Origin of the sequence: Micromonospora sp. WMMC241 (assembly GCF_027460165.1) — a bacterium.
In the GTDB taxonomy this organism is placed as follows: domain Bacteria; phylum Actinomycetota; class Actinomycetes; order Mycobacteriales; family Micromonosporaceae; genus Micromonospora; species Micromonospora humi.
The window spans coordinates 5,688,405-5,702,777 of sequence record NZ_JAPZBF010000001.1; the positions used below are offsets into that span (position 1 = coordinate 5,688,405).

A 14,373-nucleotide genomic window follows, 5' to 3' on the forward strand; every position below is an offset into this window, starting at 1 on the left:
CCGCCGGCCGGGCGGCGACCGGGCGGCCCGCCGCACATGAACATGGGCATGCCGGCCGAGAAGGCGATGCGGTTCGGGCCGTCCGCCCGCCGGCTGCTGGGGCGGCTGCGGCCGCACCGGGTCCAGCTCACCGGCGTGCTGGCGCTGGCGCTGGCCAGCGTCGGCCTGAGCGTGGTCGGGCCGAAGGTGCTCGGGCACGCCACCGACCTGATCTTCAACGGGGTGATCGGCCGGCAGCTGCCGGCCGGCACCAGCACCGAGGCGGCGGTGGCCGCGGCCCGGGCCTCGGGCAACGGCAACTTCGCCGACATGCTGGCCCGGATGGACGTGGTGCCCGGCGTGGGCATCGACTTCGACCGGCTGGGGCGGGTGCTGGCGTTCGCGGTAGCGCTCTACGTCGTCGCCGGCGTCCTGATGTGGGCGCAGGGTTGGGTGCTCAACGGCGTGGTGCAGCGCACCGTGCTGCGGCTGCGCGCCGACGTGGAGGACAAGCTCAACCGGCTGCCGCTGCCCTACTTCGACAAGCAGCCCCGCGGCGAGCTGCTCAGCCGGGTCACCAACGACATCGACAACATCTCGCAGACGCTCCAGCAGACGCTGAGCCAGCTGCTCACGTCGCTGCTGACGGTCGTCGGCGTACTCGGGATGATGTTCTGGATCTCGCCGCTGCTCGCGCTGGTGGCCCTGGTCGCGATCCCGCTGTCGGTGATCGTCACCGGCCAGATCGCCAAGCGGTCGCAGCGCAAGTTCATCGCCCAGTGGACGCACACCGGCGAGCTGAACGCCCAGATCGAGGAGGCCTACACCGGGCACGAGCTGGTCAAGGTGTTCGGCCGGCAGAAGGAGGTCGAGGCGGCCTTCCGCGCCAAGAACGAGGAGCTGTTCACGGCCAGCTTCGGCGCCCAGTTCGTCTCCGGGATCATCATGCCGGCGATGTTCTTCATCGGGAACCTCAGCTATGTCGCCATCGCGGTGGTCGGCGGCCTGCGGGTGGCCTCCGGCGCGATCAGCCTCGGTGACGTGCAGGCGTTCATCCAGTACTCGCGACAGTTCACCCAGCCGCTGACCCAGGTCGCGTCGATGGCCAACCTGCTCCAGTCCGGGGTGGCCTCGGCCGAGCGGGTCTTCGCGGTGCTCGACGCCGACGAGCAGAGCGCCGACCCGGCCGAGCCGGCCCGGGTCACCGACCCGCACGGCCGGGTCGAGTTCGAGCGGGTCTCCTTCCGGTACGACCCGGACCAGCCGCTGATCGACGACCTCTCCCTGGTCGCCGAGCCCGGGCACACGGTGGCCATCGTCGGTCCCACCGGCGCCGGCAAGACCACCCTGGTCAACCTGGTCATGCGCTTCTACGAGCTGGACGCCGGGCGGATCACCCTGGACGGGGTGGACATCAGCACCATGCGCCGTGACGACCTGCGCGGCCGGATCGGCATGGTGCTGCAGGACACCTGGCTCTTCGGCGGCACCATCCGGGACAACATCGCCTACGGGCGGCCGGACGCCACCGAGGAGGAGATCCTGGCCGCCGCCCGGGCCACCTTCGTGGACCGGTTCGTGCGCAGCCTGCCGGACGGCTACGACACCGTGATCGACGAGGAGGGCAGCAACGTCAGCGCCGGCGAGAAGCAGCTCATCACCATCGCGCGGGCGTTCCTGGCCGAGCCGTCGCTGCTCATCCTGGACGAGGCGACCAGCTCGGTGGACACCCGGACCGAGGTGCTGCTCCAACGCGCCATGGCGGCGCTGCGCTCCGACCGGACCAGCTTCGTCATCGCGCACCGGCTCTCCACCATCCGCGACGCCGACCTGATCCTGATGATGGAGCGGGGCCGGATCGTCGAGCAGGGCACCCACGACCAGTTGGTCGCCGCCGACGGCGCGTACGCGCGGCTCTACCGGGCGCAGTTCACCGGCGCGGTGATCTCCGACGAGGTGCCGGCGCCGGCGGGCCCGCCGGCCGGGATCCGCCCCACCGGCACGCCGGTCGGGAACTGACGTGGATCCCGCGACAGCTCCGCGGCCGGGCACCGCCCGGGTGACAGTGGGTCACCCGGGCGGCGGGGCCGGATCAGGCCGGCGGGAGCAGGTCGGCCGACCGGCTCGCGACCACGGCACCGATGAGGCGCAACGCGTCCGCCCGGGGCATCGGGTCGAGACCGCGCCCGTCGCGCAGGCGCAGCGAGACCGAGCCGTCGGCCGCCTCCCTGGCGCCCAGCACCCCGACGTACGGGATGCGCCGGCGGGCCGCGTCGCGGATCCGGGCGCCCAGCGAGCCGCCGGCGTCGACAGCGGCCCGCAGGCCGGCGGCCTCCGCCTCCCGGCACAGCCGCCGGGCCGCGTCGGCCTGCGCGTCGTCGATCGGGAGCAGCAACACCTGCACCGGGGCGTACCAGGCCGGGAACGCGCCCTCGTGCACCTCGATCAGGTAGGCGAACAGCCGCTCCATGCTGCCCACCAGGCTGCGGTGCACCATCACCGGCCGCTTCCGGCTCCCGTCCGAGTCGGTGTACGACAGGTCGAACCGCTCCGGTTTGTCGAAGTCGAGCTGCACGGTGGAGATGGTCGACTCCCGGCCGGCCGCGTCCACGATCTGCACATCGATCTTCGGGCCGTAGAACGCGGCCTCGCCGGGGGCCTCGACGACGTCCACCCCGTCGAGCGCGGTGCGGAGCAGATCCTCGGCCCGCGCCCAGCCGGCGTCGTCGCCGACGTACCGCTGCCCCGGCCCGCGCACCGACAGGCGGAACCCGGCCGGGCGGACGCCGAGCGCGGCGTGCGCCTCGCCGATCAGCCGCAGGATCTCCCGGACCTCGGCGCCGACCTGTTCCGGGGCGCAGAAGTTGTGCGCGTCGTTCAGCGAGATGGCGCGCACCCGGGAGAGCCCGCCGAGCACCCCGGAACGCTCCGCCCGGTACATCCCGCCCAGCTCGGCGATCCGCAGCGGCAGCTCCCGGTAGGACCGGCCGCGTGCGGCGAACACCAATGCGTGGTGCGGGCAGAGCGCCGGCCGGAGCACGAACTCGTCGTCGGCGCTCAGCCGCATCGGCGGGAACATGTCGTCGGCGAACCAGCCGAGATGCCCGGAGCGCTCGAACAGCTCCCGTTTGCCCAGCGGCGGCGAGTAGACGTGCCGGTAGCCGGCCCGACGCTCCAGCTCCCGGACGTACTCCTCGACGGCGTGCCGGGCGGCGGCACCGGCCGGCAGCCAGATCGGCAGGCCGGCCCCGGCGAGCGGATCGGAGACGAACAGCTCCAGGTCCCGGCCGAGCCTACGGTGGTCGATCATGTCGCTCTCCTTGATCGGGTACGACCCGGAGGCGAGCGGTCCCGGAACGCCGCGAGGCCCCGGAGCGGATCGCCCCGGGGCCTTGTCGACGGAAACGTCAGTGCGGCGCGCCGGGAACACCCGGCGTCGCGGTCCTCTCCGCACTGCGCATGCGCCGACGGTAGGCGCGAGCACGCTGAGGACGCACCTGAATTTCGGAGAGTGGGTGCGGGTCGCCGGCACGGGACCTGCCGACGACCCGCGGCGGCCCGGGCATCGGGAACGGGGGACCCGACGGCTCCGGTGCCGCGTCCCGTCAACGGTACGCCGGTACGCACGGATCCGCCGCCCCGGTCGATGCCCTCATCCGGGAACTCCGGGCGGGACGACCGCCGTGGCTGAGCTCATCGCCCACGTCGCGTCGCCCGCGTGGGCGTACGCGCTGCTGCTGGCCCTGCTGATCGCGGACGCCTTCGTCCCGGTGGTGCCGACCCAGGTCATCATGATCACCAGTGGTGCGCTGACCGTCTACGGCGGGCTCAGCCTGCCACTCACCATCGCGGTCGGCGCGGCCGGCGTCTTCGTCGGAGACCTGGCCTGCTATCTGCTCGGCCGCACCACGCCGACGCGCCGGGCGGCCCGGCACGCGACCCCGGGACGGGCCCGCCGCGCGGTCGCCCGGGCCACCCGCCGGCTGCGCGAGCCCGGACCGCTGGTGATCCTGCTGTGCCGGTTCGTGCCAGGCGGCCGGATGGCGGCCTGCTTCTCGGCCGGCCGCAGCCGCTACCCGTACCGCCTGTTCCTGCTCTACGAGGCGGTGGCGGCGATCGGCTGGGCCGGCTACGGCGCCCTCGTCGGTCACCTGGGCGGCGCGGCGCTCACCCAGTCGGGGTGGCGGTTGCTGCTGATCGCCGGCGTGGCCGCGGCCGGGTTCGCGGCGGCCGGCTGGGCGATGACCTGGTTGGGCACCCGGCAGACCGCGACGCCACGAGCACGAGACCACAGCGAAGGGGAACCGATCATGAACAGTGGAGCGAACTGGCGCGACGTCCGGGCGAAGGCCCAGCGGCTCGACCCCACCTGGAACGATCCCGAGCGGGTGGCCCGACGCCGGCAACTCCGGGCGCAGATGCTGGCCGCCGTGGACGGTGCCCGGCCCGGCTCGGCCGGCGAGGAGTCGAACCGGGCCGAGACTCCGGTCGACTGAGACGCGGGATCTCCGAGCACATCGGAGTGCCGCTCGACGCGGCCTGAGCGTTCCACCGACACCGCAGTGGGGGACGACCCGGGGATCGAAGTGGGTGGTGGTCCCGGATCCGTCTCGGGCGGTTCCGGCGACAGGCTGGGCACATGCCTGGAACCCGGAGCAGCGGCCTGCTGGCCCTCGGCGGGATCGCCCTGGCGGCGGTGCTCGCCGTGATCGGTCACCTCGAGGTGAACGACGACCTGAGCCCACTGTCGCTGACCGTCAGCGACTTCGCCGTCTCCGACCGGGGCGGCGTCATCGACACCGCGATGGCGGTCCTCGCGGCGGCCACCGCCGTACTCCTGCCGTCGCTGCGCCGGGCCGGCGCGGACCGCACGTCGATCGCGCTGCTGGCGGCCTGGTCGGCCGGGCTGCTGGCCGCCGCGGTGGTGCCCACGAACGAGCCCGGCCTGCCGATGGACGCCGCGGCCTACGTGCACCGGTACGCCTCGGTGCTGTCGTTCCTGGCCCTGCCGGTCGCCGGCTGGCTGCTCGCCCGCCGACCGGGCGGCCCGCCCGCGCGGCGGCTGCGCGGCCTGACCGTGGCCAGCCTGCTGCTGGCCGCCGCGATGATCTGGTCCGCCTACCCCGGCGACCGCGCCCTGATCGGGCTGGCCGAGCGCCTGCTCATCCTCACCGAGACCGCGCTCCTGGTCACCGTCGCCCTCCACCTGGTGATCGCCGCTGATGTTGACACTCCCGCCCGGGCCGTGGGTAACGTCGGGGGCGCCGCGCGGCGCTGAGCGTCGACACAGGAGGATCGAAGCGATGGACTCGGTGCGAGCAGGCGACGGCACGTCGGGCAGCCGGACCACCCATCGGTACGCCGTGGTCGACGTCTTCGCCGACCGTCCGCTCACCGGCAACCCGCTCGCGGTCGTCACCGACGCCGACGACCTCACCGACGAGCAGATGGCGGCCGTCGCCGTCGAGTTCAACCTCTCCGAGACCACGTTCGTCCGCCGGCCCACCCGGCCCGGGGCCGACCACGCGCTGCGCTGCTTCACCGCCGGCGGCGACGAGGTGGGCGGGGCCGGCCACAACGCGCTGGGCGCCTGGTGGTGGCTGGTCACCGTCGGCGCCGCCCGCGCGCCGGGCGCCGTTCAGGAACTCGGTGGGCAGATCCTGCCGGTGCACGTCGACGTCACCGACGAGGTGGTCACCATCGGGCTCGACCAGGGGCCGGCCGAGCTGGCCGAGTCGCCGGTGACGGGGCAGGTGGTGGCCGAGGCGCTCACCGGCGGCGACCCGCTGCGGCTGGACCCGGCGCTCCCGCCGGTCACCGGCTCCGTCGGCAGCACCCACCTGCTCGTCGCCCTGGCGTCCCGGCGGGACGTCGACGCCGCCGACCCCTACGGGCCGGCCCTGGCGCGGGTCCTGGCCGCTGCCGGGGCCGAGGGCTGCTACGTCTACAGCCGCGCCGACGACGGGCACGACGCGTACTGCCGGTTCTTCAACCCGACCGTGGGGATCGCCGAGGACCCGGCCACCGGCACCGCGGCCGGTCCGCTCGCCGCCCACCTGCACCGGCACGGGCTCGTCGGCGACCGGGCGCGGTTCCTCCAGGGGCATGCGATGGGCCGCCCCTCGGTCCTGACCGTCGACGTCACGCCCGCGGGGACCCGGCTCACCGGTCGCTGCGCCCTGGCGGCGACCGGCGAGCTGCACCTCTGACGTCGGCCGTCCTACTCCAGCTCGTGCAGCATGAGCTGACGGGCGGCCTCGGTGATCGAACCGGACAGGCTCGGATAGATCGTGATGGTGTGGGCCAGCTCGTTGACGGTGAGGTTGTTCTCCACCGCCATGGTGATCGGCAGGATCAGCTCGCTGGCCTTCGGCGCCACCACCACACCGCCGATCACCTGGCCGCTGGCCGGCCGGCAGAACAGCTTGACGAAGCCGTCGGCCAGATCGTCCATCTTCGCCCGGGCGTTGCCGGACAGCGGCAGCATCACCTGGCGGGCCGGCGTCTTGCCGGCGTCCACCTCGTCCTGCGAGACGCCGACCGTGGCCAGCTCCGGGTCGGTGAAGACGTTCGCCGCGACGGTACGCAGCCGCAGCGGCCGGACCGCCTCGCCCAGCGCGTGCCACATGGCGATCCGGCCCTGCATGGCCGCGACGCTTGCCAGCGGCAGCACGCCCGTGCAGTCGCCGGCCGCGTAGACGCCCGGCACGTTGGTCCGGGACACCCGGTCGACCGTCACGAAGCCGCCCCGGGCCAGCTCGACGCCGTATTCGGCCAGGCCCAGGTCGGCGGTGTTCGGGATCGAGCCGACCGCGATCAGCGCGTGCGAGCCGGAGACCTGCCGCCCGTCGGAGAGCACCACCTCGACGCCGTCGCCGACCCGGCGCACCGCCTCGGCCCGGGAGTTGTTGAGGATGCTCATGCCCCGGTTGCGGAACACCCGCTCGATCGCCATCGCGGCGTCGGCGTCCTCGTGCGGCATCACCCGGTCGCGGCTGGAGACCAGCGTGACCCGTACGCCCATGGCCAGGTAGGCGCTGGCGAACTCGGCGCCGGTGACGCCGGAGCCGACCACGATCAGGTGCTCGGGCAGCTCGGGCAGGTCGTAGACCTGACGCCAGGTCAGGATCCGCTCGCCGTCGGGCAGGGCGGTGGGCAGCTGGCGCGGGGTCGCGCCGGTGGCGACCAGCACGGTGGAGGCCCCGACCGGGTACGCGGGCGAGCCGTCCGCCGGTGTGACGATCACCTGGTGGGTGTGGCCGAGCGTGTCCTCGCCGAGCCGTGCGGTGCCGGCGACGAACTCCACCCCGGCCTTGACCAGCTTGGTGTGGATGTCGGCGGACTGGGCCAGCGCGAGCCGTTTGACCCGCTCGTGCACCGCCGGGGCGTCGACCGTGACCGCCTCCAGGCCGTCCGAGTGGATCCCGAACTCCTCGGTGTCCCGGTAGCCGGTGACCACCTCCGAGCTGGCGATGAAGGTCTTGGAGGGCACGCAGTCGGAGAGCACGCACGCGCCGCCGGCGCCGTCCGCCTCGACCACTGTGACATCGGCGTCCAGCTGGGCGGCGACCAGCGCGGCCTCGTATCCGGCCGGCCCGCCGCCGATGATCACGATCTGGCTCACAGCTTAAGCCCTTCGTCTTTCCTCACAGTGACTTTCTTCTCCCCGTCGCGTCCGACACGCACTGTCGTATTCTCCCCCACCCGTCGACCGGGCTATCGTCGTCGCCGTGCGTCTCTACGCCGCTTACGGCTCAAACCTGGACCCCGCTCGCATGCGCGCCTACTGCCCGCATTCGCCGATGGTGGGCACCGGCTGGCTGGAGGGGTGGCGACTCACCTTCGCCGGCGAGGACGTCATCGGCTGGGAGGGCTCGGTCAGCACCGTGGTCGAGGAACCGGGCGACCGGGTCTTCGTGGCGCTCTACGACATCCACCCCTACGACGCCGCCCAGCTCGACGAGATCGAGGGCGTGACCGCCGGGACCTACCGCAAGCTGACCGTCCGCGTCTCGACGCTCGACGGGGACGTGACGGCGTGGGTCTACGTCTTCGACGGCTACGAGGGCGGCCTGCCGACGTCGTGGTACCTGTCGGAGATCGCGAACGCGGCGGAGAAGGCGGGCGCGCCGGACGACTACGTCACCGAGCTGCGGTCCCGCCCCACCGGCACGGCGTCCGCGTAGCGCGTCTCCCACCCCGACAGTGTGCGCCGGGCGGTCGTCCGCCCGCTCGGCGACCCCGATCCGGGGGGCCCGGGTCACACCTGCGGGGCGGGCACGCTCCGCTCGTACATGTCGACCCAGCGCTCCTCCACCAGCCCGACCGAGCGGTAGAGGGTGACCGGCGCGGTCGGGTTGGCCAGGTCCACCCCGAGCCCGGCGCGGGCGCGGCCCTTCGCCGCGTAGACCGCGAAGGCCCGGCGCAGCAGCGCCGCGCCCACCCCGCGCCGACGGTGGGCCGGCAGCACGGACAGCGTCCGGACCCAGCCCGCGTCGTGCTCCACCGCCTGGTCGGAGGACTGCAGGGCACCGGCCGGCTCGCCGTCGACCTCGGCCACGAACCACTCGTCCCAGACCTTGGCGTACGACGGGAGCAGCTCCCGCCAGCGGTCGAAGTCGAGCGGCTCGTGATCGAGCGTGTCCTGGAACGCGGTGTCGTAGATCCGGTGGAACAGCCGCAGGTCGGCCTCGTCGTCGGGGCGCAGCGGCCGGACCGTCACCCCGGCCGGCGGCGCCGGCTCGGCGGGCAGGTCGGCCAGGGAGCGGCTCATCCGGACGTAGCGCTTGACCCGGGTGAACCCGGCCGCCACCAGCTCGCCCGCCCAGCGCGTCTCCGGCGCGTACACGCCGGCGCGGGCGACCAGCGCGGGCAGCCCTCGCTCGGCGGCGCGTTCGGCGACCCGGTCGAGCAGCCGGGCCAGCAGCGGGGCGCGCAGTTCGACGCCGCGGTCGGGGTCGACGAGCACGTCCACCCACTCCCGGCCCACCCCGGTCGGGTTGCCCAGGATCGACCAGGCGACCGCCGTCCCGTCCGGGTCGGTGACCAGCCAGGAGTCCCGGGACGGGTCGACGAAGGGCGCGGTGAGCGCATCCCGTACGTCCTCCGCGTCGAAGTCGGGGTGACCCACGGCGAACGTGTCGGCGGCGTGCACCACCGCCAGGATCGCGGGGACGTCGTCGAGGGTGGGGCGGCGGGCCGTCCAACCGGCGGGGAGCGTCACGCGGCAGATCCTGGCAGCCGGCCCGCCCTCGCGCCTCCCATTTATCCGTGCCGGGTGTGCAGCCGCGCGGCGGTGAGCAGGTCGACCAGTTCCGCGCCACCGGCGGCGCCGAGCGCCTGGAACGCCGGGGACACCAGCCGGTCGGTCACGGCCTCGGCCCAGATCCGGCGCCGCACGAGCGGCCCGACCGGCGGGTAGGGCGGCGACCACCCGCAGGCGGCGGCGCCCGCCTCCCCCTCCGGCCCGGCCAGCACCGCCTCCAGCGGCGTCAGCCCGGAGGCCCGTACGGCCAGCAGGTAGGCCCCGGCGAAGTGCTCACGCAGCAGCAGCAGGCCGACGGCGGCGCGGGCGGCGGGGGACGGGTCGGGCATCGGCATGGCCCGCCAGGCGGCGAAGAGCGGCATGGCGCTGCCGTCCGCCGCGTCGACGGCCCGGCCGAGCAGCCCGGCCAGCCGGGACACGCCGGGCGCGTCGCCCAGCCGGGACATCCCCCACCGGCAGCACTCGGTCAGGTTGGCGGCGGCCACCTCCAGCGGTGGCACCGCGCGCGCCGCGGCGTCCCAGCCGTCGGCGACCGCCTCCGGGGCGATGAAACCGAGCGCCGACGCCACCGTCTCGGCGCGGACGTCACCGAGCGCGCCGGCCCGACCGGTGATGTAGAAGGCCCACCCGGAGATGCCGAGCAGTCGGGCCCGGCGCAGCGTCGACGGGCAGCGGGAGAACGCCTCCCCGAGTTCCAGCACCAGCGGTTTGCAGGCGGCGGCGACCTGCTCCGGAGTCATCGACGACCCACCGTCGTCCGTCCACCGTGGCCGTTCATCGCGCTCAGTCTGCCCGTTCGTCACCGACTTCGGCATCCCCCTCTTCGGCGTCGAGCGCCTCCAACACGGCCTCCACCTCGCCGGCCCGCCGCCGGGCGGCGGTGACCGCCCGTTCCGCGCCCCGGCGGGCCAGCCGGGCCCGGCTCAGTTCCTGCTCGGCCACGGCCCGGCGGCGCTCCAGCTCGGCCAGCTCGGTCTCGATCCGATCCAGCGTGGCGGCGCCGTCCCGCTCGGCCCGTCCGGCACCGGAGAGGTCCGTCTCGGCCCGGCCCAGCTCCGCGCGCGCCTTCTCCAGTTCGCGGGTGGCCGTCCGCCGCCGCTTCGCCCGTTCGGCCCGCGCCGCCCGCGCTTCGCGGGCCCGGCGCGCCTCGGCCCGCTCGGCCGCCGCCCCGTCCGGTACGCCGGACCCGACCGGCTCAGTCGGTACGCCGGACCCGACCGCCTCCGTCGGCACGCCGGACCTCGCCGCCCCGCCCGGTGTGCCGGGCTTGCCGGCCCGGTGCTTCTCCTCGCCGCCGGTGACCAGGCGGAGCTGGGGGCGGGGCACCTCGCCGAATCCGGCGTAGTGGCTGGACCGCAGCAGCCGTCCGGTGCGTACCTGCTCGGCCACCTCGGTGTCGGAGAGCGCGGCGTTGAGCGTCGCCTCCACCTCGCCCAGCGGCAGCTTCCCGGCCGGCGGGGCGGCAGGCTCCGCGGCGGCCAGCCGGCGTACCTCGGCGACCAGCGCGCCCACCACGGCGCGGCGCTGGGCGGAGAGTTCCCGGAGCTCACCGCCGCGCAGGTCGCGTTGCGCGGCGCGGAGCGACTCGGCGAGCCGGGTCAGGTCGGCGACCAGTTCGGGTCGCCGGATCGCGAGCAGGTTGACCAGCCAGGCCGCGACGGTGGGTCGCCGCAGCCGGCCGATCTCCCGGGCGGTACGCGGGTCGCCGGCCTCGCGTGCCTGCGCGACGGCGGCGTCCCGGGCCGCGACGAACTTCTCCGGCGGCGTGGCGTAGAGCCGCCGGATCACCTCGGCGGGGACGTCAGGCATCGATCCGGGTGCCCGGCTCCAGACGGCGGTAGTCGGTGTTGGACATCGCGGTGTACTGCCGGTCCAGCACCCCGAAGCCGTTGGCGTTGAGCAGCCCGTCGTGCAGCGCGTACGCCCGCCGCGGCGCGACCGCCCGGATGAAGTCGAGCACCTCGGAGAACTTCGACCAGGGCGCGTGGATCGGGGCGAACAGCGTGTCGACAGGGGCGTCGTCGGGGACGTACAGCGCGTCGCCCGGGTGGTAGACCGTGTCGTCGAGGAGGTAGCCCAGGTTCGGGATCACCGGGAGGTCCGGGTGGATCACGGCGTGCTGGCCCCCGTACGCCCGCACCGGCACCCCGGCGGCGGTGAACGACTCCCCCGGCGCGACCGCGACGAGCGCCTCGGCGGCGTCGCCGAGCACCTCGGCGAGCGAGGCCGGCCCGTGCACCGGCACCGGCCGCCGCTCCAGCGCCGCGGTCAGCGCCGGGACGTCCACGTGGTCCGGATGCTGGTGGGTGATCAGCACCGCGTCCGCCCCGTCCAGCGCCTCGGCCGCGGCGCTGAAGACACCCGGGTCGACGACGAGCACTCCCCCGTCGTGCTCCACCCGGAGACAGGAGTGGGCGTACTTGGTGAGCTGCATCGTGACTCCTCGATTATCGAATCGTGACGTCCTCAGCGCAGTCTGCCGGAACCGGCGCGACAACGCGTCGCGTCCGAGGTATCGGTCCCGGCTCGCGGGGCCGTCGACGATCGGAGCGGGGAGATGGGCGGACGACGACTCCGGGGCATGGCCCTGGCAGCGGTGGGTCTCGCCGCGGTGCTGGCCGTGGGGGCCTGCAGCGCGGGCGGGGACAGTGGTGGGGACAGCGGCGGCGGTGACGCGGCGGCGCCGGCCGCCGAGGGTGGCGCCGGGCGGGACCAGGACAAGGCGGCGCCGGGCGGGACCGGCGGCGCCGACCTGCGGGTGGACCAGCGGTCCATCATCTACACCGGGACGATGCAGGTCCGGGTGGACGACGTGGACACCGCGGCGCGGGAGGCGACAGCGGCGGTCACCGCGGCCGGCGGCTTCGTCGGTGGGGACCGGCGGTCGAGCCAGTCGGCCGACGCCCGGGCGGTGCTGACGCTGCGGGTGCCGGCGGAGAAGTTCGCCGGCGTGATCGACCAGTTGGCCGGCTACGGCAAGCAGGAGCGTCGGGAGATCCGCACCGAGGACGTCACCGAGCAGGTGGTCGACCTGGACGCCCGGATCGCCACCCAGCGGGCCCGGGTGGAGAGCGCCCGCAAGCTGCTCGCCCAGGCCAGTTCCGTGGACCAGTTGGTCACGCTGGAGAACGAGGTGGGCACCCGGCAGGCGGACCTGGCCGCACTGGAGGCGCGCAAGCGCCGGCTGGCCGACCTGACCGCGCTCTCCACCATCACCGTGACGTTCCTGGGCCGGGACGCCAGCACCGCCGAGGAGGGTGCCGACCTCGGCTTCCTCAGTGGTCTCGGTGGCGGCTGGGCCGTCTTCCTCACCTCGGTACGCGTGCTGCTCACCGTGCTCGGCGCGCTGCTGCCGTTCGCGGTGGTGATCGGCGTACCGCTGTGGCTGCTGCTGCGGTGGCGACGCCGGCGGCCCCGGCGGACCCCGCCGCCGGCCGGACCGAACCCGCCGGGGCCGCCGTTCGGGCCGCCCGGCGGTCCGGTCAGCGCGCCGCCGCCAGTGCCCGCAGCGCGGTCTGGACCATGAGGCGTACGCCCGCCTCGATGGCGCGCTCGTCCACGTCGAAGGAGGCCCGGTGCAGGTCCACGTTGGGACCGTTCCGGCCGACGCCGAGGCGGGCGAGCGCGCCGGGCACGTGCTCCAGATACCAGGAGAAGTCCTCGCCGCCCATGCTCTGCGGCGTCTCGGCGATGCCCTCCGGGCCGAGTGCCGACGCGGTGGCCGCGGTGAACACACCGATCGCCCCGGCGTCGTTGGTCACCGGCGGGCGGCCGCGCAGGTATTCCAGGTCCACCGTGGCACCGGTGGGGGCGAGCACGTCCCGCACCACCTGAGCCACGATCTTGGGCGCCTGGTCCCACGTCTCCCGGTCCATCACCCGGAGCGTGCCGGCCGCGGACGCCTCGGAGGGGATGACGTTGTAGCGGGTGCCGGCCGACGCGTGGCCGAACACCAGCAGCAGTCCGCTGTTGGCCGGCACCCGGCGACTGATCAGCGTCGGCACCTCGGTGACCAGCCGGCCGAGCGCGTCGACCAGGTCGACGGTCAGGTGCGGGCGGGCGGTGTGCCCGCCCGGCCCGGTGAGCCGGACGGTGACGTTGTCCGCGGCGGCGGTGATCGGGCCGACCCGCAGGCCGACCTTGCCCACCGGCAGGTTCGGGTCGCAGTGCAGCGCGAAGATCTGCACCACGTCGTCCAGGCCGCCGGCCTCGATGACCTCGAGCGAGCCGCAGGGCAGGATCTCCTCGGCCGGCTGGAAGATCAGCCGGACCCGGCCGTCCAACTGCCCGAGGTCGGCGAGCTGGGCGAGCAGCATGCCGACGCCGAGCATCACCGCGGTGTGCACGTCGTGACCGCAGGCGTGGCAGACGCCGTCCACCGTCGAGCGGTAGGGCACGTCCTTCGGGTCGCTCAGCGGCAGCGCGTCGATGTCGGCGCGGAGCGCGACCACCGGTCCGTCGGGGCGGCCGTCGATGTCGCAGATGACGCCGTTGCCCTTCGGCAGCAGGCGCGGCTTCAACCCGGCGAGCGACAGCTCGCGGTGCACCAGGGCCGCCGTCTCGAACTCCTCGCCCGACAGTTCCGGGTGGGAATGGATGTGACGGCGGGTGGCGATGAGGCCGGGCACCCGCAGCGCGAGCAGATGGTCGAGCTCGAAGGGCAGGGGCTGGGAACCGGTCGGCGACTCGGGCCGGGACGACGCCAGCGGGCCGCCCGAAGGCAGCGTCAACGCACTCGTCACGTCGAATTCTCGATCACTAGAGAAGGAAGGATCATCGGGTAGAACAGCAGACAGCCTAGACCCCCGGCGGTGACGCTGCGCAACATCTTTCCCGTAGCGGTCGGACCGCGCAGCGTCACGAATGCCCTGGTGGGAGTGCTCGAATATCTGCGGGACAGCAGGTAGATCGTGGTCGGACGCCGTCATCTGCCCCCCACCTCCTACAACGCGTAACCGATTCATCGGTCACCAAATAGCAAGTCGTCGTTCCGAATTGTCGCATTAGTCGTGGCAATTAACTGCCGCTCCGACAATTGCCCGACAACATTCGGCTGCCGGGCGACTCCCGACGGTGACATGACCGCCCGGCGACCGCCCGCACAGGCTGTCCGTCCCGTTCACCCGATC

13 protein-coding genes are annotated in these 14,373 nt (G+C 74.0%); 6 read left to right on the top strand and 7 right to left on the bottom strand.

Annotated elements, in window-relative coordinates; all coding sequences use genetic code 11:
* Nucleotides 1-48 precede the first annotated feature (48 nt).
* On the top strand, nt 49-1,998 hold the full coding sequence (locus tag O7598_RS25645) for an ABC transporter ATP-binding protein (RefSeq protein ID WP_269694978.1): 1,950 nt from the start codon (nt 49-51) through the stop codon (nt 1,996-1,998).
* A gap of 73 nt (nt 1,999-2,071) precedes the next feature.
* Here O7598_RS25645 and thrS read toward each other — a convergent pair whose 3' ends face one another.
* Nucleotides 2,072-3,289 (bottom strand): threonine--tRNA ligase, encoded by a 1,218-nt coding sequence (thrS, locus tag O7598_RS25650; RefSeq protein ID WP_269693812.1) that lies wholly within the window; start codon nt 3,287-3,289, stop codon nt 2,072-2,074.
* 373 nt (nt 3,290-3,662) lie between these two features.
* Between thrS and O7598_RS25655 the strand changes: the two genes are divergently transcribed.
* The 3 genes from O7598_RS25655 to O7598_RS25665 all read left to right on the top strand — a co-directional run bounded on the left by O7598_RS25655 (nt 3,663) and on the right by O7598_RS25665 (nt 6,188).
* Nucleotides 3,663-4,475: a DedA family protein gene (locus O7598_RS25655; protein WP_269693813.1), complete on the top strand. Its 813-nt coding sequence runs from the start codon at nt 3,663-3,665 to the stop codon at nt 4,473-4,475.
* 143 nt (nt 4,476-4,618) lie between these two features.
* Nucleotides 4,619-5,257, top strand: coding sequence for a DUF998 domain-containing protein (locus tag O7598_RS25660; protein WP_269693814.1), 639 nt, complete (start codon nt 4,619-4,621; stop codon nt 5,255-5,257).
* Between the two features lie 25 nt (nt 5,258-5,282).
* Nucleotides 5,283-6,188, top strand: a complete 906-nt coding sequence (locus tag O7598_RS25665; protein WP_269693815.1) for a PhzF family phenazine biosynthesis protein — start codon at nt 5,283-5,285, stop codon at nt 6,186-6,188.
* 11 nt (nt 6,189-6,199) lie between these two features.
* Here O7598_RS25665 and O7598_RS25670 read toward each other — a convergent pair whose 3' ends face one another.
* Entirely contained in the window at nt 6,200-7,603 is a 1,404-nt protein-coding gene (locus O7598_RS25670) for an NAD(P)H-quinone dehydrogenase (protein WP_269693816.1), read from the bottom strand.
* A gap of 106 nt (nt 7,604-7,709) precedes the next feature.
* Here O7598_RS25670 and O7598_RS25675 point away from each other — a divergent pair, with 106 nt between their 5' ends.
* Nucleotides 7,710-8,165: a gamma-glutamylcyclotransferase gene (locus O7598_RS25675; RefSeq protein WP_269693817.1), complete on the top strand. Its 456-nt coding sequence runs from the start codon at nt 7,710-7,712 to the stop codon at nt 8,163-8,165.
* A gap of 74 nt (nt 8,166-8,239) precedes the next feature.
* Here O7598_RS25675 and O7598_RS25680 read toward each other — a convergent pair whose 3' ends face one another.
* From O7598_RS25680 to O7598_RS25695, 4 genes are read right to left on the bottom strand one after another with little or no spacing between them, the layout of a single operon-like run.
* Nucleotides 8,240-9,202: a GNAT family N-acetyltransferase gene (locus tag O7598_RS25680; protein WP_269693818.1), complete on the bottom strand. Its 963-nt coding sequence runs from the start codon at nt 9,200-9,202 to the stop codon at nt 8,240-8,242.
* A gap of 41 nt (nt 9,203-9,243) precedes the next feature.
* On the bottom strand, nt 9,244-9,984 hold the full coding sequence (locus O7598_RS25685) for an SCO6745 family protein (protein WP_269693819.1): 741 nt from the start codon (nt 9,982-9,984) through the stop codon (nt 9,244-9,246).
* 43 nt (nt 9,985-10,027) lie between these two features.
* Complete coding sequence (locus tag O7598_RS25690; RefSeq protein WP_269693820.1) at nt 10,028-11,053, bottom strand: hypothetical protein; 1,026 nt, start codon at nt 11,051-11,053, stop codon at nt 10,028-10,030.
* A complete protein-coding gene (locus O7598_RS25695; protein ID WP_269693821.1) occupies nt 11,046-11,678 on the bottom strand; it encodes an MBL fold metallo-hydrolase in 633 nt (210 codons plus the stop codon). The genes O7598_RS25690 and O7598_RS25695 overlap by 8 nt, the downstream gene beginning before the upstream one ends.
* Nucleotides 11,679-11,801: 123 nt before the next feature.
* On the opposite strand from O7598_RS25695, the gene O7598_RS25700 reads away from it, so the two are divergent.
* Complete coding sequence (locus O7598_RS25700) at nt 11,802-12,770, top strand: DUF4349 domain-containing protein (protein WP_269693822.1); 969 nt, start codon at nt 11,802-11,804, stop codon at nt 12,768-12,770.
* Here the strand turns inward: O7598_RS25700 and O7598_RS25705 are convergent.
* Nucleotides 12,727-13,986: an amidohydrolase gene (locus tag O7598_RS25705; protein WP_269693823.1), complete on the bottom strand. Its 1,260-nt coding sequence runs from the start codon at nt 13,984-13,986 to the stop codon at nt 12,727-12,729. The genes O7598_RS25700 and O7598_RS25705 overlap by 44 nt on opposite strands.
* Between the last annotated feature and the right edge of the window lie 387 nt (nt 13,987-14,373).